This window comes from Bifidobacterium sp. ESL0690 (genome assembly GCF_029392315.1).
Lineage (GTDB): Bacteria > Actinomycetota > Actinomycetes > Actinomycetales > Bifidobacteriaceae > Bifidobacterium.
On record NZ_CP113939.1, the window covers coordinates 882,844 to 908,918 of the forward strand.

Below are 26,075 nucleotides of genomic sequence, written 5' to 3' on the forward strand. Positions count from 1 at the left end.
GAGGATTGATCGGAAAATGATATCACTTCTGATGATTCTTAACACGTTCGGTCAGCTTCCACATTTCTTCGCCGACATCGATGCCGCGTGGGCACTCACGGCTGCAGGCGCGAACGGATTGACAGGCGGTGATGCCGTCTGCGGTGGCGATGGCATCAAGACGTTCGTTGGTGGCGTTGTCCCGCGAATCGTTGATGAACCGTGATTGGGCAATCAATGCTGCCGGGCCGATGAACGCCTCGCCGCCGGCGTAGACCGGGCAGCTGCCTTCACATACGCCGCACGAGATGCAGTTGCTCAGAAGCTCATAGCGCTTGAGTTCTTCGGGGCTCTGCAAGTACTCGAACATGTCGATTTTGCCGTCTTTGGTGGTGGCCAGCTTGCCGTCGGCCTTCAAATAGGGCTCGAGCTTTTTGATCTGGTTCATCATCTGGTCGATGTCGACGATGAGGTCGCGGAGCACTGGGAAGCCGGGGAGAGGCGCGATTTCGATGACGGTAGAAGCGGATGTGGTGCGCTGAGTTGCTAGTGAGTTGCTATGGTCATAGGAATCGTCGGTGTTGTTGGAGCCATTGGTGTTGCCAAAATTGCCGAGGTTGTTGGCATAGCTAGAATTGTTGGAATCAGCGGAGTTGGAACCCACATGCGCGGCATTATTGCCCTTGGAAATCGTTTTGGCATCGGCTTTGGCGTGAGTATTGTCGGCTGCATTTTCCGTAGCTCCGGTCGAGCGGAATCCCTCGTTGGCTGATGTCTTTGTATCGCCAGCCGGATTCGATTCTACTTTGGCATAGTCCTCGATTTTGGCAGTGCATAGCAGTGTCGGTGTGCCGTTGATGGATACTGCGTCGGAGCCGCAGATGCCGTGGCCGCAGGAATAGCGGAACGCTAGCGTCGGGTCGATGTTGCGTTTGATGTCGAGCAGGCAGTCGAGCACGGTCTGGCCGGCCAGCGCTTCAACGGTGTAGTCCTGCGTGAAATGTTTGCCGCGGATGCGGCGACGTGATGAAGAAGAGCCGAACGGGCTGCCGCCCCGCGCCTTGCTTCCGAACGGGCTGGAAGAGTGACGGCGGGCATGCTCGCGTTCCGGTGCCGGTGTGAACCGCTGGATTCGTATGGTCACATTCATGCCACGCATTGCATCTTCACTCATTGCCACTGCCTTCGTTGTCTGCTTTCGTCTGTCAGTCTGCCACAAACCGTGGCCCGTTGTGTTGCCCATTCACTGTGAACCGTGGCCTATTTGCTGTGAGCCATCGTCCGTTGCATTGCCGTCTGCCGCGAGCCTTGGTCTGTAATGTTGTTCATCTGCCACGAACACAAATTTGTTGTGTTGGTTGTTTCTTTGAAACTTTGTTTTCCAAAAACAATCTAATATGCACGCGATTTCGGCGGCATATCAACGATATGGACCGGTTGCCACTTCACGTCGCCGTTGGCGTTGGCCATGGAGTGAGCCAGGAAATGATCGTCGTCGCGTTCCGGGAAATCGGTGCGGGCGAATGCTCCGCGGGATTCGTGACGTGCGGCTGAAGCGTCGAGCATTGCCTGTGCCAGTTCGATGAGGTTGTTGACCTCCCATATAGCTGTGAGCTCCTGGTTGAAGGCTGTGGCATCCGAATGGGTACGCAGGGCCTTGGCACGAGGAAGCAGTTCGTCGGCAATGGCCTGTTGTGCCTTGGCGATGCTGTTGGCATCGCATCTCACCGCGACCGCGCGTTCCATGGTCGTTCCAAGGTCGGCCAACAGCTGGTAGGGGTTGTCGTTACCGGCAGTCGACTTGTTGCTGCTTGCGTTGCTTGCGGACGATGAATCGCTTTGACCGGTGCTCTGCTCGGTTGATGTTGAAGTGCTTTTGCTGTTGTCGATTTCGCCGGTGGGCTGCTCACTTCGTGTTGGTGCGATTCCAATACCGCTGGCGGCTTCGGCGGTGTTATCGTCGGTGGATGACGTCAGTAGGGTTTTGACCGACTGTTGGCGCTTATCCGCAGACAATTGCGTCGCATTCTGGCTTTCGGTATCTGAAGATTGTTCGTCGGTGTCGGGAATATCGTTCTCTTCACTAGCGATGCTTTGTGCCATGGATTCGCCGGCACGTGTGCCGAACAGACAGGCGTCGAGCAGGCTGTTGCCGCCCAAACGGTTCGCGCCGTGAACGCTGACGCAGGAACATTCACCAGCTGCATAAAGCCCGCTCACGATATGGCGTTTGTCGTCTTCCCAACGATAGACTTCGCCGTCGGTGGTGATGGGGATGCCGCCCATGGTGTAATGCGCCGTAGGCTTCACGGCCACCCAGTCCTTGCTCGGGTCAAGGCCTGCGTAATCGTGTATGGTTTCGACCACTTGGGGCAGCACCTCTTGCATGTGTGCCTTGTCGATTCCCGTCATATCCAGCCAGACGCAGTCTTTCGGACCATTCGGATCCTTCGGGTCGGCCACGCCACGACCGGCGTCGACTTCGGCCATGATGGAACGGCTGACCACATCTCGTGCCGCCAGATCCTTGTGCTCCGGGGCATAGCGGGCCATGAACGCCTCACCGTCCGCGTTGCGCAGGATGCCGCCTTCGCCGCGTGAGGCTTCGGAAAGGAGAATTCCCGTGTGTGCCAGCCCCGTGGGATGGAACTGCACGAATTCCGAATCCTCAAGCTGCAAACCGGCCTTCAGCGCCAGCGCCATACCGTCGCCGGTTAGGTCCCAAGAGTTAGAAGTCGTATGGAACAACCGTCCGGCACCGCCCGTTGCCATCAGAACGTTGCGGGAGGCGATAGCGTGCGTTTTGCCGGTGTGGGTATCAAACGCGACCACGCCGCAGGCTTTGTCTTTGCTGCCGTTCAAGACCAGATCGGTGACATACCATTCCTCCGCGAACTGCACTCCAGCTCCGATACACTGCTGCCACAGCGCGTAAAGAATCTGATGGCCGATGCGGTCGGCCGCATAAGCCGCGCGCTTGATTGGAGCCTTGCCATAGCCCTTGGTGTGCCCGCCGAACTTGCGCTGAGCGATATGCCCGTCCTCGGTGCGCGAAAACGCCACGCCGCTGCGCTCGAGGTTGACCACGGTCTGAGGTGCATATTGCGCTAGTATTTTGACCGCATCCTGGTCGGCCAGCCAATCGCTGCCTTTGACGGTGTCGTAATAATGCCAGTGCCAGTCGTCATGTTCGATGTTGCCGAGGCTTGCGGCGATGCCGCCTTCCGCCGAACCGGTGTGTGAACGCAATGCCTGCAGTTTGGAGATGACCAAAAGCTTCGGGTTGCGGCCTTGCGTCTTCATTTCCTTGACTTTATCGGACCGCAGGATTCCCAGTGCCGCCGACAATCCGGCAGCCCCCGCGCCGATGATCACCGCATCGTACATGTCTTCAACTTGCTCTGGACTCATACCCCCGATTATGGCACAAGGCCCGCAAGAGCGTTTTGCAGGAACGTGATAGGTGAGCTCTTCCCTTGTGGATGGGGCACTCGTACCATGGGGGTATGAGCGGAACATTCAATGCGCGGGTCTACGATGTCGTCAAGAAAATTCCTGAAGGCAAGGTGGCCACGTACGGCCAGGTGGCGGCGCTCGCGGGCAATCCGCGTAACGCGAGGTTTGTGGGTTATGCGTTGCATTCCAATCCCGAGCCAGGCGTGATTCCGTGCCATCGCGTGGTGTTCCGCGACGGATCGCTGGCACCGGGCTTTGCGTTCGGCGGTCCCGACCGTCAACGGGCGTTGCTTGAGGATGAGGGTGTGTCATTTCTGCCTCCCGCGCCCAAGCATGAGAACGCCGGCGAAGAAGGATGGGTCGTCGACATGAAGCGTTGCCAGTGGCAGTGCTGAAGCCGCCCTGATGATGGTATAGTTCGATTTCATCTATCTTCCTCGAATTCATGGATTGGTGTGATTGACGATTGAATTAGTATCCGTTGTTACGCTTTAGTTTGATGGTGGATTCTTTCGATGTGTTTCATCGAACAAGATGATGAAAGAATTTTCATACGTTTGGATTTGGGCTGCAGATCAGTTATGGGTTATCTGCTTTTCTACGGTTATTGGTGACGATTTGAACTGTGCCTGATTTCAGTGCAATCAGGCCGCGCAGCTCCATCTCTCCGAGCTCGCTTTCCAGCTTGCCAATGCTCCATGAAGTGGCTTCTTGTATCGTCGTATTTGCAGGGTTTTGCATAAATGATTGGCGCTTGCCGGCGGGCCGTGGCGTATTGAGCATCTCCAGAATGGCTTCATGGGTGGCTGCATTGCCTTGCCGCCTGCAACGGCGTATAGCGGTCAACACCTCCTGCTGCACAACGGTGGGTTTGGCCTTGGACGCTGGCGACTGCGAAATGTGCCGGCCGGATGAGCTTTGTCCCGTTGCCGCGTTTCCCTGACCAGACCGCGCAGTCTCGGTGCTGCTTGGCAAGGGGACTTGCAAACCGGCACCTGTCCGGTTGGTATTTGAATCATCAGGTTGCCGTTGCGGTTGATCAATGTATCCATGGTTTTCCTTTCCGGTGCTGGTAGATAGGTGAGAGATTGACTTTGCCGCTTGGTTTTCGGTCGTTTCATTGTTGGTAGGAGTTGTCGTAGGTTCACCAATATTCAGTACTTTTGGCGCGTGTCCTTCATGGCAGATTTCATCGACGGAATTGACTGAGGTGAGAATGATGGCGCGATGGTCACGGATCAGCCAGTTGCAGCCGGTGTTGCCCGGAACGTTGATATTGCCGGGAGCGGCATAGACCTCGCGGCCCAGTTCCGCCGCCCAATTGGCCGTGTTCAGTGCTCCTGAGCGGCTGCGCGCCTGAGCTACGACCACGGTGGAGGCCAAAGCCGCGATGATGCGGTTGCGCAAGAGGAACCGCCGCGCCTCGGGGATGGTGTTCGGGCACAGCTCGCTGATGAGTGCTCCGCCATTGGCTTTGATGCGGTCGAACAAGGGCTGGTTGCGTTCCGGGCCGATATGGTTGAGCCCTCCGGCGAAGATGGCCACGGTTCGTCCGCTTTCGCTTTCTCCGAGACCGCTCATAGCGTCCAGAGCACCCCAATGTGCTGCTGCATCGATGCCGAATGCACCGCCGGAAACCACAAGGTGCCCTTGTTCCGCAGCTTTTTTCGCGATGGTTCGGGCAACATATCGACCGTAATCGTCCGCTCCACGCGAACCCACCACGGCCAACGGTTGCGGGCAGCTCGCCAAGGCCGCAGGATTGCCGATGCCCCAGAGGCACAGCGGGGAGGCCCAGTCCTTCCTGATGGAAAGATCGTTGAGCTGGCTAGGCCAGTATGGGCTGGTTGGTCCGATGGTCCACTGCGATCCGTTTACCGTGAAAAAGTCTTTGAGCACGGTTTTATCGCTCGAGGGCAACTGATGCAGACGTTCCCGCCAACGCTCCAATCCGTGGTGGAACGAGCCCATGCCTCGCGCGTTGACTTTCCGGCCCCATTTGGCCGTTCCGGTGGCGAAGACCTCATCGAGCCTGTTTCGGTTGCGGGTACCGCCCTTTTCGTCGGCGATAAGCTGCAGGGCGGTGACGGCGTCGCCGGCCCCTTTGATGGTGGCGAACAGCAGAGCGTCGGCACTGTCGATGCAGAAGGTCAGGATGGCCCGAGCCAACGTGTCGTCATCGATGGATGACGATGAATTTGTGGCAGATGCCAATGCGTTGCCATTCATCATGACTCCTTCGTTCGTAGGGCGATGCCCTGCATCATTTCCTCATGGCCCGGCGAGGATTTGCCTGCCAGATCGGCAAGCGTCCATGCCAGCCGCAGGGCGCGGTCGGCCCCGCGTAGGCTCAGCCGTTCTGTTTCCAGGGCCTCATCGATTAGCGTGAGTGCGGCTTTCGAGGTGTTCTCGCGCAGCCACGTGCCCGAGGCTTGCGCATTGCAGGTCCAGTGATAGGCGGTGAAGCGGGCTTGGGCAATATGCCGGGCCTCGGTGACTTTGTGCCGCATCTGCTCACTGGTGGTCTGCGGCTGGGAGTCCTTCGTCATGAGATGTTCCACCGGCGGCACTTCCACCTGAATATCGATGCGATCCAGAATAGGGCCGGAAAGCCTTGAAAAATAGCGGATACGATCCTTCTCTTTGCAAGTGCATCGCGAACCGTCGCCGTACCCGTAGCCGCAAGGGCAGGGATTGGCAGCCATAATGAGCTGGAAATTAGCGGGATAGTAGGTCGTTCCCTTGGAGCGTGAAAGCGCCACATAACCGGATTCCAAGGGCTCGCGCAAGGTCTGCAGCGAACGTGGCGAGAATTCCGGTGCTTCGTCCATGAAAAGCACCCCGCGATGGGCGCGCGTGATGGCTCCCGGAGTGGCGATGCCCGACCCGCCACCGACCAGCGATGCCGTGGAAGCCGTGTGGTGCGGGGCTTCGAACGGCGGCACATCGCTGATGCCGTAGTTCGGTAGCGTTCCGCACAGCGAACGGATCGAGGCGACCTCAAGCTGTTCCTGCTCGTTCAACGGGCACATAATGCCGGGCATTCGTGAGGCGAGCATGGTTTTCCCTGAGCCGGGTGGTCCGGTCATCAGCAGATGATGACCGCCAGCTGCAGCGACTTCAAGAGCCCATTTCGTGCGTTCCTGACCGATGACCTCGGCCATGTCACCGACCGGAGGAGCAAGGTTCGCTTCGTCATCGTTGGATGTCTGGTCAGCGGGAATCCGGGTTTCGTTGATATGGTATTTCGCCTCTCCACCCATCAGTTCGATGAGTTCGCCCAGATGGCGAATGCCGATGACATTGAGTCCCTCTACAAGTTCTGCTTCCTCGACGTTGCGCTCCGGCACGATGATCTGGTCGATGCCGTGTTCGCGGGCGTAAAGCGCAATCGGCAGCACTCCGGTGACCGGCAGCACCGAGCCGTCGAGGTTCAGTTCGCCGAGCACCACCGTGTCGGCCAGACAATCGTGGGGTATGACCCCGGCCGCGCTCAGCACGGAAACGGCGATGGCCATGTCGTGCGATGAGCCGCGTTTGGGCAGGGAAGCAGGGGAGAGGTTGACGGTAACTCGCGTCTCCGGCCAACTGAAACCACTGGCCTGGCAGGCGGATTTCACACGTTCACGCGCCTCACTCAGCGAGGTGTCCGGCAGACCGATGATGGAGAAATACGGCAGGCCCGGCGAGATGAAGGCCTGCATCTGGATGGCATTGGCCTTGAGCCCCACCAATCCCACCGACATCGCCGTTCCGATGGCCATCAGAACGCCCCCGGTATGTGTTGGACCCTTGGCCTGTTGCCCTCCAGCAAGATAGACATGGCATCGAAGCGGATGCCTGTTCGTCGTATCGATTTACCAGGTCCGGCAAGCCAAAGCGCACCAGCGTGATGGAGATTGGCCTGTTTGTGAGGGGTGATGGCTTCTTGCGGGCTGCCATAGCGTTGCGTTCTCCGGGTTTTCACCTCCACGAACACCACGATATGTTCTGGCGTCATCATAATGATGTCGAGCTCGCCGAATCGTGTGCTCCAGTTTCTGGCCAAAACGTGCCAGCCGAGCTGCGCCAGCCACGCCGCTGCGTACTGCTCGCCGATTTTGCCGAGTTGCTTGGCCGAAAGGTCCGGCATGGCAAGCTCTTCTTCAAGCTCTGCCAGCAGGCCTTCTGAGGCGGTGCTGTTGAGATCGGTGTCGTTCAGGACGGTGTTGTCGTCTGTGTTTGTGCTGCCGCCAAAGCAAGTGGTGGTCTGACGCTGTTGTGCTGCTGAAATTTGTGTGTTCATGTATTTCAGTGTTGCATGGTTCGCGCTTTTACCGTGTAAAAAACGGGCACTGTGGTCGGATGATTGCCCTTTTCAATTTTCTCGGCGATTCTCGGGATAACTTCGTTTTTACGTAATACAAATGTGCTTAATGCTGTGGATGGTTTCTGGGGTATGTGCGTAAGTGGTGGCCTGAGCGGTGGAGAATTTCGTCGGTAGTGACGTTAGTGGTGGAGAACCCTGCGAATGAAATCGAAAACGTGCACAAATTCATCCACATCCAGAAATTATTGGTTGTCTGGAATTGTGGCGTTGATATTTATTTATTTATTTATGTAATGCAAGATTTAATATGCCGCAATATGAATCTGATTATTGCCGAGAATTGGTATAAAAATATCCCCGTAATTCAGCCAAGGTTAAAAGCAGCCAACTTACAGGGATACCAGATGGATTTCATGCCGGAGCCGTGCTGCGAATTCCGATATCAAACCGAAACCGCAGCCCGGCAACCGCTAATCAAATCCGAAAGCGATGCTCAGCCGACCAATCCGGTCAGCTCGCCGAGGTTGAGCTCGAAGCTCACGCCACGCTGCTCGAAATCAGGCTGGTTACGGGTGGATTCCATGGCGTGACGCACGAATTCGCCGGCAACCTGCGCCGATTCGCCGAGCGTCTTGCCGGCCATCACTGCACCGCACAGCGCCGAAGCGAAGGCATCGCCGGTGCCGTGGATCATATAGGGGAGCTTGTCGTGAGCCAGTTCGACGCGCGCGGAAGCCCCGGCGCTCGCGCTGCCCACGAAGTTGCGCAGCTTGCCGTCGCCGCGGTCGATGCCCTTCAATACGACGTTCTTCGCGCCCATGTCAAGCAGTGCGCCAACCCAGTCTGTCGCCTCGTCATCGCTCAGGTTCTGACCCGGGTAGTCGCGTCCGGTGAGGATGCTGGCCTCGGTGAGGTTTGGCATCAAGACGTCTGCGCCATCCACAAGTGTCTTGACCGCATCACACATCTCCTTGGAATACGTTGGATACATCTGCCCGCCGTCGCCCATCACGGGGTCGACCAGCCGCAGTGCCTTCGGGTATTCGCGGTACATGCGCTTGATGATGTCCACTTGTTCGGCCGAGCCGAGGAAGCCGGAATAGATGCCGTCGAGCTGGACGTTCACCTTCTGCCACGCGTCGAGATAGCCGGAAAGCATATCCGTGGTGTCGTGGAAAGTATAGACCGGGAACTTGGTGTGCGCCGAAAACAGGGCCGTCGGCACGGGGCACACGTCGCAGCCGCACGCCGAAAGAATCGGGATCGCAGCGGTCAGCGAGCATTTGCCGTAGCCGCACATGTCGTGCACTGCCGCAACGCGGGGGATATATTTGGGGTCGCGCTCATAAAGCGTCGTATCTTCTTGCATTTCATGACCTTTCAGAAAGTCTATGAATAATATCGGCGTCCGTCGCCGGGCGGGAATGCTCGGTGCGTCGCTGGTAACGACTGTAGCCTTGTTTCCGACAGACACGCCCTGTTTCGTCCGCAAGGTGATGCGAAGGCCGTGAATTGGTCGGTGAAATTTGTGCGGGAGTCGTCTGGATTGGGCAATCGACATTGGCTTGATATGTTGTTTTGATTGGGGTTTAGCAACATTCACAATTGGGGAATATGATTTCGTATTATTTTGTCCACAGAATTTTTCTACGTTGATTATCGGTTTTCGAGTGAATTCGGAAGCAAGTTTTGCGGATTCAAATTTGTATTATAATCACCTGCGGAACGCCGGAATTTCAAGGTTTTTCAAGCCGTTATAGATTACCGGGATAGCGTCGCGCTTGCCGCGCGGGTTTCGGCGGCTTACGCTCAAAACGGGAAATACCACATTGGGCATTTGTATATATAAAGGAGCCGGAAATGACCGACGAGACCACACCGAAGAAGTACCATTTCGAGACCCTGCAGCTGCATGTGGGCCAGGAGGAGGCCGACCCCGCCACCGATGCGCGCGCCGTACCGATTTACGCCACCACCAGCTACGTCTTCCATGACTTTGACCATGCCGAGGCGCGTTTCGCTCTGCAGGATCCGGGCAACATCTACGGCCGCCTGACCAACTCCACCGAAGACGTCTTCGAAAAGCGCATGGCCGCGCTCGAAGGCGGCACCGCGGCTCTTGCCCTGGCCAGTGGTGCGGCGGCGGTCGAGGCCGCACTGCGCAACATCACCCAGACTGGCGACCACATCGTCTCCTCCTCGCACATCTACGGCGGCACCTTCAACCTGATGCGCCACACCCTGCCGCGCGACGGCATCACCACCACCTTCGTCGACCCGGCCGACCCGCAGAACTTCGAGGACGCCATCCAGGAGAACACCAAGCTCGTCTACTTCGAGACCTTCGGCAACCCGAACGCCGACCTGCCCGATTTCGAGGCCATCTCCAAGATTGCGCACAAGCACAACCTGCCGGTGTTCGTCGACAACACCTTCGCCACCCCGTACCTCTTCCGTCCGCTGGAGAACGGCGCCGACATCGTCGTGGAGTCGGCCACCAAGTTCATCGGTGGCCACGGCACGACGCTCGGCGGCCTCATCGTCGAAGGCGGGCATTTCAACTGGGCCGCGGTGCCGGGCAAGTTCCCGACCCTGACCGAGCCGGACCCGTCCTATCATGGCATGAACTTCTACGAGGCGCTGGGTGAGACGGCCTTCGTCACCCGCGCCCGTGCCATCTTCCTGCGCGATACTGGTGCCTGCATCAGCCCGTTCGCCGCCTGGCTGTTGCTGCAAGGCACCGAAACGCTGTCGCTGCGCGTCGAGCGCCACGTCCAGAACGCGCTTAAGGTGGTCGAATACCTGCAGACCGTGCCCGAGGTCGAGTCCGTCTCGCATCCCTCGATTCCCGGCCGCATCGACCATGACCTTTACGAGAAGTACTTCCCGAACGGCGCCGGCTCGATCTTCACCTTCGACATCAAGGGCGGCAAGGACGCGGCGCGCGTGTTCATCAACAACCTGCACCTCTTCAGCCTGCTCGCCAACGTCGCGGACGTGAAGAGTCTCGTCGTGCACCCGGCCTCCACCACCCACGCCCAGGAGACGCGCGAGGAGCTGGAAAGCCAGGGCATCCATCAGGGCACCATCCGCCTGTCGATCGGCACTGAATATATCGACGATATCATCGATGATCTAAAGGGCGGTTTCGAGGCCCTGCGTGCCTCCGGCCTCGCCAAGTAGTTCCGTACAAATGTCAACGAAGCCCGTCTACCACTCACATTCCTGATGTTGGGTTGGCAGGCGGGCTTATTTTATCGGTTTGCTGTCATCCTGCTGCTGGTAAACGACATCTGTAGACCTGTCATGTGCGGTTTGCCAGCATTAGTGGTGCCATTGGTGTGTTTTTCATGTTTGGTGCTGGCAAAAGGCATTTAAAAGTTGGCTATGTGCGTTTTACCAGCATTAATGTATGGGTTTGCACTTTGGTGCTGGTAAACGTCATCTGCGGGTTCGTTATATGCGGTTTCCCAGCACCAGTGTGTGCTGTCGGTGTGTTTCCCATGTTTTGTGCTGGTAAACGGACTTTAAAAGTTGGTTATGTACGGTTTTCTAGCACTAATGTGGGTTTTGGGCAAGTCGGTTGGAAATCATCCTCAAGGATGAGGTATGGATTTCTTGACATTGTGCAGCAGAAGTAATAATTCATTCCTGCGCACGATGGGGGAGACAGGCGGATTCTTTTAGACTCTGAGGCATCAGAGACAAGCAACGGCCTGCAACAAAGGAGTCTAGATGGGTCCTGCTGCCGAGCACATGAGAGACCTTGTCGACAGTGAAAGCAAGTGTGCCACGTGGGCAAAGTGAGACAAGTGCGATGGTCCGGCTGACGGAGTCAGACTCAGGCACGCGCGGACGGTTCAATCAGTTGCAGCGGTGCAACCATCCTATGGGCTTGGCCCGGCAAACAAGCCTTTAGCAGATAAAGGAGTCAACAATGTTCCCGATAACACTCAGACTTATGAAAAAGAGCTGGAAGATGCTCATTCTGGCCGGCATCGCCATCCTGATTGGCACCGCGTTCATCGCCGCGACCTTCCTGTGCGGCAACTCCATGAATGACTCGTTGCGCACGCAGCTGACCGGCCAGTTCGCGCAAGCGAATTATATAGCTGGCACCGATCGTAGCACGGATCCCGCGGCCTCGTCGGATACGGCCGATGACTCTGCCGGTGGCGCTGGCGATACGGGTGTCGCAGCGAATACCGTCAAGGACCTTAATCTTTCCCGCATCCGTGCCATCAAGGGCGTTAAGGCGGTCGCCATCATCACCGGCGCGGATTTCCAAACCTTGCATGGCGGCAAGCATGTCACGGTTCATGCCACCCCTACCGCTTCCAGCCCGGCATTGGTGTCGGTCTCGATCGTCTCCGGCCGTCTGCCGAAAGGCAAATCCGAGATCGCTTTGCCGCAAAACGTCGCCGACCAGCTCAAGGTCGGAGTCGGGGGCACGGTAACGATGGATTCCAAGGGGGTGAACGGCCAATCATCTGGTGAGGCAACGGATGCAACGGAAGACGCGAATAGTACAAATGGCGCTGATGCGGCGGACACGTCGGACGCAGCCGGTGCTTCCAAACATACTGATTCTCCTTTGCCTTCCCCTCCCGTTTCACCTTCTATGCCTGAAAAAGCCAAAGTCGTCGGTCTGACCGCCGACAAGGATGGGGTCTATTCCTTCTACGGAGGTGCGGCCGTCGTCTCCGATGACGTGTTGGCCTCTCTCAATGGTGTCGCCGACTATGACGCCCTGCCGGCCGGCGTGCTGCTGCTCGATATCGACCCCGCGCAGGCGGGTGCGGCCGTTCCCGTCGTCAAGTCGATTCTGCCCCGGGGATATGTCGTACAAACCCGTGACAAGATCGTTGACGGCCAGATCAAATCGTTGAGCAGCAGCGGCACTAGTATTGTTACCACTTTTCTTATGGCGTTCGGAATCCTTGCCATGCTGGTGGCTGGGCTGGTTATCGCCAATACCTTCCAGGTGATGATTGCCCAGCGTCGGCGCACCCTGGCCTTGCTGCGCACCATCGGTGCCAAGAAGGGCCAACTCTATCGTTCGGTTCTGTTTTGAGGCCGGGGTCCTGGGGTTTGTCGCCTCGGCGTTGGGCATCGTCTTCGGCATCGGGCTTATGGCAATCATGGGCAAGACCGGCGGTACCGTCAACGGTTCGGTGATGAAAGTTATCGTCACCTGGCCGGTCATCGTGGTGCCGTTGCTCTTCGGCGTGATCGTGACAATACTTGCCTCCATCGGATCCGCGCGTTCGGCCACGGCTGTCACTCCGCTTGAGGCGCTGCGTCCGGTCGAGGTAACCGATGCCCGCAAGGCCGGCATCGTGCGTGGTGCGCTCGGTGTGCTGATGATTCTCGTCGGTGTTGTGGGTTGCGTGTTCGGTGCGAGCCGTATACCGGTCGTGATTCGCAATAGCGGGACCAATGGCAACGATACGTTCTACCAGTTCGCTCTGTTGGCCGCTGTGGCCGGGTGTGCGCTATTCTTCTTGGGTCTTGTGATTACCGCCACGTTCTGGCTGCCGGTGCTGATGCGTGGCGTCGGCGCGCTGATTGCCCATATCGGCCCGTCCGCCAAGATCGCCGACGCGAACATCCGGAAGAACCCGCGTCGTGTCGCCGCCACCGGTGTCGCTCTGCTGATCGGTGTCACCTTGGTCTCCACCGTCGCCACTGGCGCGGCCTGCGGAAAAGAGACCATGGGCGGCGCGCTCGATGCGCACTATAGCGTGGATATGGTGGCTTCCGGCGAAGGCGTGAACCGCAAGGTCGCCGCCAAGATCGCCAAGGTCAAAGGCATAGAAAATACCCTGTATGCCCCGGTCACCAGCGTCGACATGAAGGATCAATCCGGCGCGACCGGCAATTCCGTGCTGGTCGTAGGGGTCGAATCCTCGGCCGCGCTTTCCAAGGTGCTTCGCGCCGACCTCTCATCGGTCAACCTCGATGAGGGTACCGTGCTGATGCCCAAGATCGACACCTTCTCCGGCAAGGAGATCAAGTTGGGTCCGACGGTTGATCTGACAGATTCCAGAACAGCGACCAGGGGGCCGAAGAAGGGGTATATCGACCGAAAAATCACCACGACGCTCAAAACCGTTCAGATCGATTACCGCAAGGTCGACACCGAGTATCAGTTGGTGGCGTTCGTCAACGCCTCGCACTTCGCCAACGGCGATTTCTTCGCCATGTCGCACATGGTCATCGCCAAGGTGGGACTTGACGGCCAAAGCAAGGACGGCGCGAGCAAGAGCGGTGCGAACACTTTGGCGAAGGTCTTCGAGGACACGCAATCGGTATTGGGTAACAGTTCGCACGTCTCGCTCAAAGGTCCGGCAGCCGAGCGACAGCAATGGAACAACACCATCAACCAGATGATGATACTTCTTGTTGGCTTGCTTGCCGTGGCGGTGTTGATCGCGTTGATCGGTGTGGCCAATACGTTGAGCCTATCGGTAATCGAACGCACCCGCGAATCGGCTACCCTGCGCGCCATCGGCATGACGCGTGGTCAGCTCAAGCGCTCCTTGGCCTGCGAGGCGTTGCTGATTTCGCTGGTCTCCGGCGTGGTCGGCGTCATCCTCGGCACCGCGTTCGGCTGGCTCGGCTCCTACATGGTCTTCAGCACAATCGGCCAGACCGCTTACCTCTTCGACTGGAAGTTCAACGGTGCGGTGCTGCTAATTGCCGCGCTCGCAGCCTTGGTCTCGAGCATCTTTCCGGCCCGTCGCGCGGTGAAGACCCCGCCCATCGCCGCACTCGCCGAAGCGTAGCGGTCTGGGGCATGGGATCATTTATTGCTGCCATTAGAAAAGGTTTGTCCGTGTTGCCGCGCTCGGTCACCGATTTATGGTGGAAGTACGTGCCGGACAGTCGATTGGCGGTCATCATTCTTTCGGATGATGGTTATGGAATTTGATAATGACCAATAAATCGCACAAATTCATTCTTACGCATGATGGAGGAGACGGGTGAATTCTTTTAGACTCTGAGGTAACAGACAAGCAGTGACCTCAACAAAGGAGTCCACATGAACCGCAGCAACGTTAACGGCAACAACGCCGGCAACGATTTCCTCAGCATCATCAACCCGAACTTGGGCAGGAACGACGTTGCTGACACCGATGCTAATAATTCCGGAGCCGTACCAAATACCGGAGATCTGGCACCTTCCTTCATTTCGTCGCAGCCCCAGCAGCGCCCGCAACAGGCAGCAGCGTCCCAGCCCCAGCGGTATCCGCAGCAGCCCGCGCAACCGGCGCAGTCGCAGCAATTCCATCAGGCACCGGCGCAGTCGTCGTTGTTCCCGCAAGCCCAGACTCAGCAGTCGGCGCAACAGACTCCCGTCCAGTCCCAAGGCCAACCGCAGCAGCATAAGCAGTTCGCGGTCGAGGCCATCGATCTGGTCAAGGATTATGGCACGGGCGAAAACGTCGTGCACGCGCTGCGCAATGTCAACGTCGGCTTCGAAAAAGGCAAGTTCACCGCCATCATGGGGCCCTCCGGCTCGGGCAAATCGACCATGATGCACACGCTCGCCGGCCTCGACTCCGTGACCAGCGGCAAGGTCATCCTGGGTGGGCAGGACATCACCAAGATGAGCGACAACCAGCTGACCATGCTGCGACGCAACGAGATCGGCTTCATTTTCCAAAGCTTCAACCTGCTGCCGATGTTCACCGCCGAGCAGAACATCCTGATGCCTCTGACGCTCGCCGGTGCCAAGGTTGACAGGAAATGGTTCAACACGTTGGTCGAAACCCTCGGTCTCAAAGACCGCCTCAAGCACCGCCCCAACGAGCTTTCCGGCGGCCAGCAGCAGCGTGTCGCCATCGCCCGCGCGCTGATTAGCAAACCGCAGGTAGTTTTCGCCGACGAACCGACCGGCAATCTTGATTCTGTTTCCAGCGCCGAGGTCCTGAGCTTCCTCAAACGTTCCGTGCGCGAGTTCGGCCAGACCGTAGTCATGGTCACCCACGACGCGGTGGCCGCCTCCTACGCCGACCGAGCCATCGTCTTCGCCGACGGCCGCATCGTCGCCGACGAACAACATCCCACCGCCGAGCACATGAGCGACCTGTTGATGGAGGAAAGCGAGCGTGCCGCAAGGCAGAGCGCAGCACCCACGATGGATCAACTTATGAACGGCAAGCCTAGGCACGCGCAAGTCGTTGGGTGAATCGATGGAATCGTCATCGCCTCGTTTTGTGCGTCGTATCTGGATTTAATTATCTACAATGACGAAAAATCATTAAATTGCGACAATTATGGCCGCAATAAATCCGGTAAATAGCCAAACGCTGAAAACGAAAAATGACGGATGGCGCTTATCAAATCGCCCGGTAAACGAACTTGCAGACCAAAAGTAAAAGGAACCAAAATGTTCTCGGTAACACTCAAACTTATGAAAAAAAGCGGGAAAATGCTCATTCCCGCCGGCATCGCCATCCTCATCGGCACCGCCTTCATTGCCGCAACCTTCCTGTTCGGCTCGTCGATGAACGATTCGCTGCGCACCCAGCTCACCGCGCAATTCGGCCAGGCCAACTACATCATCGCGCCCGCCGATGAATTGAAGGCGCAGACCACCGACACCGACAGTGACATGAAGACCGTGGATGATCTGAAACTGGACCACATCCGCTCAATCGACGGCGTCACCGGCGCGACTGCCTCCATCAGTTCCGAAGCCGAGTTTTTGCATGGCAGCAAACATGTCTCCGGCATGACGACCACCACGTCGAGCGATCCGAAACTGATGTTGGTCGGCATTGTGCAAGGACGACAACCCAGTGCCGACGATGAAATCGCACTGCCGCGAGGCATCGCGCAAAAACTCGGTGTCGGCATCGGCGACCAAATTACTGTCAATAGCAAAACCTCTTCGCAGCAAGGAGCGCAGGCGTCCGGCGGGCAGAACCGCTCGGTCAAGGTCGTGGGCCTGAGCGACGATCCGCGTGGTGCTTTCAGCTTCTACGGCGGCGGGGCCGTGGTCTCCGACAACATTATGGCCAGTCTCAATGGTGTCCGTAGTTTCGGCAGGATTCCGGCTTTCGCCATTTTGCTTTCGATCGATCCTTCCAAATCCGACGCGGCCGTAAAAACCATCAAAGCCGATTTGCCGCATTATTACACCATCGATTCGCGCGCCAAGATCGGCGACGACGCCATGAAGGCCATGTCGGCCAGCAGCACCACTCCGGTGACGATGTTCCTTACGGCGTTCGGCATCCTCGCCATGCTCGTCGCGGCTTTGGTCATCGCCAACACCTTCCAGGTCATGGTCGCCCAGCGTCGGCGCACGCTGGCGTTGCTACGCACCATCGGGGCCACAAAAGGCCAGCTGTACCGTTCCGTGCTGCTTGAAGCCGCATTTGTGGGCCTTATCGCCTCGCTGCTGGGTATCGCCGCCGGCATCGGGCTTATGCAACTGATGTGCTCGACCAATTTCATGACCGGCGGCGGGGCCAGAATGCGTCTGGTTCTTTCGTGGCAGGCCTTTGTGATTCCGTTGGTATTCGGCGTCGTGATGACCATTCTCGCTTCCCTCACCTCGGCCCGTTCCGCTACCTCCGTGACCCCGTTGGAGGCGTTGCGCCCCATGGAGCTTTCCGACGACAGGCGGCGTGCCGGACGGGTTCGCGGCGTAATCGGCGTGCTGATGCTCGTTCTGGGTGCTGTGTTCATTGCCGTCGGCGCCAGCAGGATGCCGAAAATCTTGAACGACAACGTGACGAATGGCGATGACAAGACCTACGAGCTGGCACTGCTTGGCGCGGTAGGCGGTTGTGCGCTACTGTTCGTTGGGCTTGCCGTCACCGCGACATTCTGGATGCCGGTATTGATGCGCGGAGTCGGTGTGCTGGTCTCGCATCTCGGGCCTTCTACCAAGATCGCCGACGCGAATATCCAGAAGAATCCGCGGCGTGTGGCCGCTACCGGCGTGGCTCTGCTTATCGGCGTCACCCTCGTTTCCACCATCGCCACCGGTGCGGCTTGCGGCAAGGCGACTTTGGACGGTGCCCTCGATTCGCGTTACAGCGTTGATATGGTGGCCGAAGGGCCCGGACTCAACCAGAAAACTGCCGACAAACTTGCGAAAGTGAAGGGCGTTTCCGAAGCGCTTTACGCGCCCACGGCGGTGGTGCAGGCCAAGGATTCCGGTCATCTGAACACGCCGATGCTGGTGGTTGGCGTCCGTTCGACACAGCAACTGCAACAGGTTATGCACGCAGATCTTAGCGGAGCCAAATTGGATGGTGATACTGCAATCATGCCCAAGACCTCCGCTTCGACGGGCAAGAAACTCGATGTCGCAGACGGCACCGTGAAGCTCACCCCCCAATCCGAAGAGCAGGGTGAGAATACGAAGAGCACCAATGCCAACGGCTCGACTGACGCCAAACATGTCGGTTCTTCCGCCACGCGTTCCTTCACCGTTCGCCAGGTCGATTACCGGTCCATCAGCAAGAATTACGCTGCAGTCGCCTTCGTCGATATCGCACATTTCGACAACGGTTCCTTGCCGTCTACCGGTCACATCGAACTGATGAAAATCGGAGGCGCCGCCGGTTCGGGTCAGCAAGGCGATTCGCTTGCTGATGTGTTCGAAAGGGCGCAGAGCGTCACCGAAGGTTCCGGCGCCGTCGCACTTTCCGGCCCGATCGCCGAGCGTCAGCAGTGGGACGAGAGCATTGACCAGATCATGACCCTGCTTGTCGCTCTGCTCGCCGTTGCGGTGCTCATCGCGCTGATCGGCGTGGCCAACACGCTGAGCCTGTCGGTGATCGAACGCACCCGCGAATCGGCTACCCTGCGCGCCATCGGCATGACGCGCGGTCAGCTCAAGCGTTCTCTGGCCTGTGAAGCGCTCCTGATCTCGCTGGTCTCGGGAGTGGCCGGCGTGGTGCTCGGTACGGCGTTCGGCTGGCTCGGCTCCTACATGGTCTTCAGCCTCTACGGCAAAACGGTGTACCTCTTCGACTGGAAGTTCAACGGCGCGGTCCTGTTGATCGCCGCGCTCGCCGCGCTGGTCTCGAGCATCTTCCCGGCCCGTCGAGCGGTGAAGACCCCGCCGGTTGCTGCTCTCGCCGAAGCGTAGAGGTCGATGAAAGACATCGTCCATTGAGTTGGCGATTGACAAAGAACCCGTTCACTTGTCAGTATGAAAGTGAACGGGTTCTTTGTATATATTCGCGAATATTTAAACGAGCTTGTTGTCATAGGCGAAGACGACGGCCTGCACACGGTCGCGCGAGTAGGTCTTCTGCAGGATGTGGGCAACGTGGGTTTTCACGGTCGGCAGGCTGATGCACAGCTTGTCGGCGATTTCCTGATTGGACAGGCCATGCGCGATTTCGACCAGCACCTCGCGCTCGCGGTCGGTCAGGGTATCGACGGCCGGGTCGTGGTAGGGAAGTGGCTCATTGTTGTCTTGTATTGGAACCTGGGCAGGGGAGTTGCCGCTGTTTGCTCCGTAGGCCGGTTGACTGTTGTTTATGCCGTTAGAAGCGTTTTGGGTATCGGTATTGCCGGAACTTTTTGCCGCGGCCCGTGTCGCGCCCAGCTCGCCGTCGACCATCTTCTCGATGAGCCGCTTGGTGGCGCTTGGGGCGATGATTGCATTGCCTTGATAAACCGTGCGGATAGAGGAGAGCAGTGTCTCCGGCTCGGTATCCTTCAACAGGAACCCGGAAGCGCCGGCGTCGATGGCGCTCATTACGTATTCGTCCAAATCAAACGTGGTCAGAATGATAACGTGGGTCTTCGGGGCATCGTTCTCCGCTTCACGTTCGGCATCAATGATGAGTTTCGTGGCCTCGATGCCGTCGGTGCCGGGCATGCGCACGTCCATCAGCACCACATCTGGCTTCAGATCAAGGCTCAGCGACACCGCTTCGGCGCCATTGGAAGCCTGCCCGACCACTTCCATGTCATCCTGTGAATCGATGACCATGGCGAAACCCGCCCTCACCAGCTCCTGATCGTCGGCGATAAGAACTCGGATAGGCTGCGTTTCACTCATAGTTCAAGGTTAGCAACACGCGGCGGCAAAGCTATCGTTCTTTGCTTTTCATCTCTGCTACAGGATGTAGCAAAGGCTGGGACGTGGTCGAGTTGTCGTCACTACCGCCGGTTTCACGCAGCACGCGCAACAGTTCCCGCATGTGCGCTAAGGCTGCACGCCCCTGTTCTCCGATGTCGCGGAAAGCCGAAGTAATGGCTTCTGGGGAAGTGACTACACCGGCAGCCGCGTCGTCGTCGAGCATGGCAAGTCCCGCGTCCGCTTTTGCAATGACACCGGCCAAGGTTTCGCTGACTTCGCCACGAATCTGCGCGCCGATTCGTTCGCGTTCGTTGTTGGCCGCCAAGACCTGCTTTTTGGCGCTTTCCGCTTCCAACGCTTCGTGCCGGGCCTGAAGCACCATCGCGTTCGTGCCGCTCGCCCTCACCCACAGTGCCGCTCCGATCGCCACGGCGCATATCGCCAGCGAAAGGAACAGCAGGCCGGCGAGATCACGAGGGTAGGCGCCCTGTGCAGCTTGTATTCCCGAGTGCCGCTGTCGGTTCATCGCCCAATCCGCGAGCGTCGGATAGCCCGCGAATGAGCCGTTGAACCGCAAACTGAACAACACGCAACCGATCAGTGCGGCAAGCGTAGCCCAGCGACGTGAATGGCCTTTTCCGTAGAGACACACCGAATACAGCGATATCGGCGCGGAGAACACGGCCAACGGTATCTCCGGCACGAAGCACAGCGCGAAAGCCGCCGTAACCGCCATGGCCGCCGCGCTCGATCTCGGAAAACGGCGGCGAAACACAAGAGCGGCAAACACCACAAGGCTGATGACGGTGGTCGTGACTTTCGTGACAAACGTGGATGCGTGCACGATGGTGCTGAACGTCATGGTGCGTGTGCTGTCGTTGTAGCGGAAGGTCACCGTGCTCCACGGGAAAATGATAGTCATCAAAACCAAAGCGATGATGGCGTCGGCCAGTAAGTAATGCTGTGCAAAGAAGCCGGATACGCGTTCTGCCCAGTTGAGTTCAGCGGAAGCTTGCTTGGCTTGCTGTTTCGTTGCGGAGCTGTCGGTGTTGGCGAAGAGATTTGCGAAGAGGGGATGATGCTGTGCCTTTATGCCATTTGGCTCGATCCGCCCGCCTGCGTCGGTTGCCGAAATCCCATCGGGTTTGGCAAGGTTATTGGCAGATTCCGTATCGTTGGTTTGGTGATTGGTCGATTGCGTATTGGCCGATTCGTAATTTTCGGCTTTGAAATTGTCGGCTTTGCGATTGCTCGGTTGTTTACTGACAAATTGGTAATCGAAAGATTTCCTATCAATGGATTCAGTATTATCAGCCTCGCCGTCGGCGATTTTTCCATTGATTTGTGATGAGAGCGCTGGCTGGAGCGGATGCTTTGCCTGTGACGGCGATGTTGCCTGAATCGGAGCTTTAATCTGTGATGACGATTCTACGGCGGGTAGTGCGTTCACCTTGGCATTCGGCTCCACCGGTTCCGGTGATTCTGTCGGTTTAGTTGCCCTTTCAAACGGCACCGTTACGTCGACTTCGAAACCACCGTTGACCCGAGGCCCGGCGGCAACCGTACCGCCCACGGCCTCGATACGTTCTCGCATGCCGGTGATTCCGTAGCCGGGGCGATGCCCGTCAAGCGTTGCAGCAGCTCCGTTGCCGTCGTCGCGCACCACCAAACGCAGCCCGTTCTCGTTCCAGGTCTCCTCAACCTCAACGGTAACGCCGTCACCAGCGTATTTGCGAGCATTGGTAAGTGCTTCCTGCACTGCGTGGTAAAGCGCGGATTGTGCTTTGTCGCTCAAACGTTCCGGCTGGGGCTGGGCATCTCCTCCGATGACATGTATCACTTTTCCTTTAGTGGCATGGGCGGTTTCGTCGGCTTGAGCAACGAGCCCTGCGATATCGTCGTAACCAGCATGCGAAGCGCCGCCGAACGTGCTCAAGAGCCCGTCCATATCGTGTTGTGCGCGTTTGGATTCGTGACGAATGGTTTCCATGATTTCGCGTGCTTTGCCGGGGTCGTTGGCACCGGCGTAGCGTCCGCCGTCGGACTGGACGATGATGGTGGAAAGCGTGTGGGCCACGACGTCGTGCATGTCGCGGGCGATGCGCGCGCGTTCGGCGGTACGCGCGATGTCGAGATCTTCCTGTTCGCGATCCGCCAGTGCCTCATTGCGTTCCCGCAGCAGGGACGCGGTGGCCAGCCTCATTCGTGAACGATACCCTAAGAAACACGCGGCGGCGAGCGCGGTGATGATGCAGACGAGCAGGAAAAGTGCGGTCGCGGCGAGGTTCCTTCCGCAGGTTGCGCTCATTGTGGAAGTGTAAACGGTTCGGCAGGAATCATAGACCGAGCTTGCCGTGTCTCCGGCATAGCCGGGATTGTGCAGCGGTCCGACTTCCGTTCCCCATGTGATAATCGGCGCCGCGGCAATGCCGATGATGAATGCCATGATGATAAAGGCCTTGCTGCGTGCGGGGTTTCCGTAGGCGATGACCGAAAAGAGCATTACCAGCGCAAGCAGGTCGCCGAAGACGTAACTTGGGCCGACAACCAGTTGCAGGACCGTGAGAGCGGCGAAAGCGAGTGCCGCGCCCTGCGGATGGCTGCGGCGGAAGATGACGGGAACGATGAGCGCGCACGACCATGCAATCTGCCAGCCTGCGCTATAGCCGATCCACAGTCCGCCCTCGTTGCTGGACGTGCTGACGCAGGCGAAGAGCAGCGCCACCAGTACCGGCAGGAAGCTCCCGACCACTGGGTCGCGCGTCAGCCATCTGCCGAATCGCCGTATCTTGCTCATAATGCAAGACTATCGCAGGATGGCCGTCTCCGGTATCGTGCTCAGGAATGACGTTTTGTGTCGATGTGGGAAAATTGAGGTTGGCACATTTTGCGTATTTTGGAACACTGAAAAGCTTGGAAAATCAATGAATTGAGCTTTTCGTTCGACCTCGATGGGGGTATTCTATTTTGCTGAATGCAGATTATGTATAATAACAGAAATATGTATTTCACCATGTGACATTTTTTAGTCGAATAATGGATGTTTGACCGGGCAATGCACAGCGGTTGTTATACAGTGAATCCATTGGATTGCCAAAGTTATCAAGGGGGAAGTATGACTTTACTGGCAAAATATTATGTACCTGGATTGGCCGTGGAAGACCATTCCATCAAAGTGCCGCTCGATTGGCGTTTTAACCAGCCTGGCAAAGGATTTTCGGGGGAATCGCTGAGCCTGTTTTATCGTGTCGTCACTGCGCCCGAGCACGTCCACGACGACCTGCCGCTGCTGATTTTCCTGCAGGGCGGTCCTGGCGGCGCCGGCCCGCGTCCGTTGAACCCGTCGAGCGACGGCTGGATCGCCGAGGCCGTCAAGCATTTCCGCGTCATTCTGCCCGACCAGCGGGGCACCGGGCGTTCCTCATGCGTCGATTCGAATGTGATGCGGCGTATCGACGGCGCACGTGCTCAGGCGGAATACCTCAAGTGCTTTCTCGCGGGCTCGATTGTTCGCGATTTCGAGCACCTGCGTCGCACGGAGTTCGGCGGCAGAAAATGGGTCACGCTGGGGCAGAGCTATGGCGGATTCCTGACGCTGGCCTATCTTTCGTCATATTCGGAAGGTGCCATCGCAAGTTTCACGATGGGTGGCATTCCGCACGTCCCCGCCAGCGCCCGCGAGGTGTATGAACATACGTTCCCGAGGATGGCGCAGAAAACACGTCTGTATTACAAGCGTTACCCGCAGGATATCGAACGCGTCGCGGCCGTGGCCGACCATATCGGCGCTAGCAAAAGGAAGTCCCCGGTCACCTTGCCCAATGGCGACCTGCTGACCGTCGAGCGTCTGCAGACCTTGGGCAGCGACTTCGGCATGCAGCCAAGCCCGGAACGCCTGCACTGGCTGATGGACATCGCGTTCGCCAAGGGGGACGGTTCCGAAAACAGGAAAGCGCCGCTTTCCGACCAATTCCTCGAGTCGGTGATGGAAGCCACGTCGTCTACGCCGCTTTATTGGCCGCTGCAGGAGTTCATTTACGCCGACGGCGAGCTTGACGAACCCATCGGCTGGGCCGCGCAGCAGGTGCGAGACGAGCATCCGGAATTCGACGTTTACCGTCGCCCGCTGCTTTTCACCGGCGAGGCGATGTTCCCGTGGATGTTCGAGCAGGAACGTGCCCTGCGTCCGTTCAAGCCGGCGGTCGAGGAGATGATGGGTGACACCCAGTTCGGCAAGATCTACGACACCAACCAGCTCAAACGCAACGAGGTTCCGCTTCAGGCCGCGGTCTATTTCGACGACATGTACGTCGATTCCGGCATGCAGCTCGACACGCTTTCCCGCGTGGGCAATTCGCACGCGTGGGTCACCAACGAGTACCAGCACGACGGCATCCACCACGGAGGGGCGGTTTTTGACCATCTTTACCGTGAGGCCCTCGATCGAGGGGACTTGGAAGGTCTGTTTTAGACCCGCGTTTCGTGTCGCGTGCATAGACAATAAATATCAGGTCAGGGATTGCGACGGATGAAGAATCGAGCGTAAACCCGGATTCGACTTGTCGCAATCCCTGTTATTGTTTATTGCTGATTATGTGATGACGTCGGTGCCGTGAAAGTGCGTTGCTACCATACGATGGTTTAAGATTGAGAAAGTATCATTTTCTATTATTTCGTTGACAAGGAGCTTCTCATGGCACAGGACGTGACGGTCGGATTCATCGGTTTCGGCAACATGGCGCAAGGCATCGCCAAAGGTCTGGTCAACGGGGGAGTGATCAGCGGCTCGCAGATTGTCGCCAATTCAGGCCATTTTGACAAGGCGCAAGCCGCCGCCGCGACTATCGGCGCCAAGGCCGTGCACAGCGCGACCGAAACCGTGGCCGCAGCCGATATCGTGGTCGTCGCCGTGAAGCCGAACCAGATTGAAACCGCGCTCGCCGACGTGCTGGACGATCTCAAAACCGATGACAAATTCATCGTTTCCATCGCCGCTGGCCGCAACCTCGATTACTTTGAGGAGCTGCTCGGTGACGGTGCGCACGTGCAGTGCGTCATTCCCAACACGCCCATCGAGGTCGGCCAAGGCATCCTCGTCACCGAAAACGCCAACACACTGAGCGATTCCCAGCGCGAAACCTTCGAAGCGCTGTTCTCGCCGATTGCGCTGATCGAGCGCGTCGACACGCCGCTTATGGACATCGGCTCGTCCGTAGCCGGCTGCGCACCCGCGTTCACCGCGATGTATATCGAGGCGCTCGCGGATGCCGGCGTCAAGTATGGCTTGAAGCGTGAGACCGCCTACCGTCTGGCCGCCAAAATGACCGAAGGCGTCGGCGCGCTCTACATGGCCACCGGCACCAACCCCGGCGCGATGAAAGACGCGGTCTGTTCGCCCGGCGGCGCCACCATCAAAGGCGTCACCGAGCTCGAAAAACAAGGTTTCCGCGGCGCGGTGATTTCCGGGGTGGATGCGATTCAGAACGGCTGAACAAGTGGGAATCGAGGGAGAGCTGATATGGGCAAGGTGATTCTGGCATCAAGTCCGTTCCCTGCTCTGCGTTCGTTGCTCGGCACGCTGCCGAAACGTAACGCGTTTCATTCCGCCTTGCGCATTGCCTATATTCCTACGGCGGATAAGAAGGAAGTCGCTCGTTACATTCGACCTGCGGTCCGTTGGGCGCTGCGAGCGGCCGGGTTCCGCGTACATCAGCTTGATGTCGCGCAGGCGAGTGCTGCGGAAATTCGTTATATTTTATCGACTTGTGACATCATCTGGATAGGCGGTGGCAACAGCTTCTTTCTGTTGCACGCGCTGAGGCGTTCGGGCGCCGCCGACCTTATCGTCGAACAGGTCGCGGCAGGCAAGACCTACGTAGGGGTTTCCGCCGGAGCTGTGGTCGCAGGACCGGATATCGACTACATCGGCAAAATGGACGAGCGTGGTGCCGCGCCGCCGCTTCGGGACGCTACCGGCCTCAATCTGGTCGATTTTCGGGTGGTTCCGCACCTCGACAACCCCGGTATGGGCCGTGCCGCCCGCGCCATCGCCGCCGCCGAGCGCGAGGAAGGCCATCTCATCCACCTATTGGGCGACGCCTGCACGCTCGTGATCAAAGGCGGCAACGTTCGCACCCATTTTCATCATCTGTTGCACCATCATTCTTTATGAATCTTCGAGCTCATCATCTGGGATTGGCATTATTGAGATTGCCGTTAATTCGAGTTTTTCGGTATCGGGTATTGCCGGTATTGGGGATTGGCATTATC

Annotated in this window: 17 protein-coding genes; 9 read left to right on the top strand and 8 right to left on the bottom strand. The window is 58.0% G+C overall.

What is annotated here, in order from left to right; all coding sequences use genetic code 11:
• Nucleotides 1-22: 22 nt before the first annotated feature.
• Both OZX62_RS03545 and OZX62_RS03550 read right to left on the bottom strand, forming a co-directional pair.
• Nucleotides 23-1,153, bottom strand: coding sequence for a 2Fe-2S iron-sulfur cluster-binding protein (locus tag OZX62_RS03545; RefSeq protein ID WP_277176635.1), 1,131 nt, complete (start codon nt 1,151-1,153; stop codon nt 23-25).
• 218 nt (nt 1,154-1,371) lie between these two features.
• A complete protein-coding gene (locus OZX62_RS03550; RefSeq protein WP_277176636.1) occupies nt 1,372-3,390 on the bottom strand; it encodes an FAD-binding protein in 2,019 nt (672 codons plus the stop codon).
• A gap of 95 nt (nt 3,391-3,485) precedes the next feature.
• Here OZX62_RS03550 and OZX62_RS03555 point away from each other — a divergent pair, with 95 nt between their 5' ends.
• Nucleotides 3,486-3,830, top strand: a complete 345-nt coding sequence (locus OZX62_RS03555; RefSeq protein ID WP_277176637.1) for an MGMT family protein — start codon at nt 3,486-3,488, stop codon at nt 3,828-3,830.
• A gap of 184 nt (nt 3,831-4,014) precedes the next feature.
• On the opposite strand, the gene OZX62_RS03560 is transcribed toward OZX62_RS03555, so the two are convergent.
• From OZX62_RS03560 to OZX62_RS03575, 4 genes are all read right to left on the bottom strand, one after another.
• Nucleotides 4,015-5,667 (bottom strand): DNA-processing protein DprA, encoded by a 1,653-nt coding sequence (locus tag OZX62_RS03560; protein WP_277176639.1) that lies wholly within the window; start codon nt 5,665-5,667, stop codon nt 4,015-4,017.
• Nucleotides 5,664-7,199, bottom strand: coding sequence for a YifB family Mg chelatase-like AAA ATPase (locus OZX62_RS03565; protein WP_277176640.1), 1,536 nt, complete (start codon nt 7,197-7,199; stop codon nt 5,664-5,666). The genes OZX62_RS03560 and OZX62_RS03565 overlap by 4 nt, the downstream gene beginning before the upstream one ends.
• Complete coding sequence (locus tag OZX62_RS03570; RefSeq protein WP_277176642.1) at nt 7,199-7,720, bottom strand: YraN family protein; 522 nt, start codon at nt 7,718-7,720, stop codon at nt 7,199-7,201. The genes OZX62_RS03565 and OZX62_RS03570 overlap by 1 nt, the downstream gene beginning before the upstream one ends.
• Nucleotides 7,721-8,237: 517 nt before the next feature.
• The gene (locus OZX62_RS03575) at nt 8,238-9,113 is read right to left on the bottom strand and encodes a pyridoxamine kinase (RefSeq protein ID WP_277176643.1); all 876 of its coding nucleotides are present in this window, start codon (nt 9,111-9,113) and stop codon (nt 8,238-8,240) included.
• Between the two features lie 491 nt (nt 9,114-9,604).
• Between OZX62_RS03575 and OZX62_RS03580 the strand changes: the two genes are divergently transcribed.
• The 5 genes from OZX62_RS03580 to OZX62_RS03600 all read left to right on the top strand — a co-directional run bounded on the left by OZX62_RS03580 (nt 9,605) and on the right by OZX62_RS03600 (nt 18,860).
• Complete coding sequence (locus tag OZX62_RS03580) at nt 9,605-10,927, top strand: O-acetylhomoserine aminocarboxypropyltransferase/cysteine synthase family protein (RefSeq protein ID WP_277176645.1); 1,323 nt, start codon at nt 9,605-9,607, stop codon at nt 10,925-10,927.
• A gap of 754 nt (nt 10,928-11,681) precedes the next feature.
• Nucleotides 11,682-12,818 carry an ABC transporter permease gene (locus OZX62_RS03585; protein ID WP_277176647.1) on the top strand — a complete coding sequence of 379 codons (1,137 nt, stop codon included), beginning with the start codon at nt 11,682-11,684 and terminating at the stop codon, nt 12,816-12,818.
• A gap of 58 nt (nt 12,819-12,876) precedes the next feature.
• Nucleotides 12,877-14,532, top strand: a complete 1,656-nt coding sequence (locus tag OZX62_RS03590) for an FtsX-like permease family protein (RefSeq protein WP_277176648.1) — start codon at nt 12,877-12,879, stop codon at nt 14,530-14,532.
• 623 nt (nt 14,533-15,155) lie between these two features.
• Nucleotides 15,156-15,938: an ABC transporter ATP-binding protein gene (locus OZX62_RS03595; RefSeq protein ID WP_277177018.1), complete on the top strand. Its 783-nt coding sequence runs from the start codon at nt 15,156-15,158 to the stop codon at nt 15,936-15,938.
• A gap of 201 nt (nt 15,939-16,139) precedes the next feature.
• Nucleotides 16,140-18,860 carry an FtsX-like permease family protein gene (locus OZX62_RS03600; RefSeq protein ID WP_277176650.1) on the top strand — a complete coding sequence of 907 codons (2,721 nt, stop codon included), beginning with the start codon at nt 16,140-16,142 and terminating at the stop codon, nt 18,858-18,860.
• Nucleotides 18,861-18,962: 102 nt separating this feature from the next.
• Here the strand turns inward: OZX62_RS03600 and OZX62_RS03605 are convergent, their stop codons facing one another.
• On the bottom strand, nt 18,963-19,784 hold the full coding sequence (locus OZX62_RS03605) for a response regulator transcription factor (protein WP_277176652.1): 822 nt from the start codon (nt 19,782-19,784) through the stop codon (nt 18,963-18,965).
• Nucleotides 19,785-19,815: 31 nt separating this feature from the next.
• Nucleotides 19,816-22,602 carry a histidine kinase gene (locus OZX62_RS03610; RefSeq protein ID WP_277176653.1) on the bottom strand — a complete coding sequence of 929 codons (2,787 nt, stop codon included), beginning with the start codon at nt 22,600-22,602 and terminating at the stop codon, nt 19,816-19,818.
• Nucleotides 22,603-22,920: 318 nt separating this feature from the next.
• On the opposite strand from OZX62_RS03610, the gene OZX62_RS03615 reads away from it, so the two are divergent.
• The 3 genes from OZX62_RS03615 (at nt 22,921) to OZX62_RS03625 (ending at nt 25,977) form a co-directional block, all read left to right on the top strand.
• Nucleotides 22,921-24,276: an alpha/beta fold hydrolase gene (locus OZX62_RS03615; RefSeq protein WP_277176654.1), complete on the top strand. Its 1,356-nt coding sequence runs from the start codon at nt 22,921-22,923 to the stop codon at nt 24,274-24,276.
• Between the two features lie 222 nt (nt 24,277-24,498).
• Nucleotides 24,499-25,296 carry a pyrroline-5-carboxylate reductase gene (gene proC, locus OZX62_RS03620; protein ID WP_277176656.1) on the top strand — a complete coding sequence of 266 codons (798 nt, stop codon included), beginning with the start codon at nt 24,499-24,501 and terminating at the stop codon, nt 25,294-25,296.
• Between the two features lie 27 nt (nt 25,297-25,323).
• A complete protein-coding gene (locus tag OZX62_RS03625) occupies nt 25,324-25,977 on the top strand; it encodes a Type 1 glutamine amidotransferase-like domain-containing protein (RefSeq protein ID WP_277176657.1) in 654 nt (217 codons plus the stop codon).
• Nucleotides 25,978-26,075: the final 98 nt, after the last annotated feature.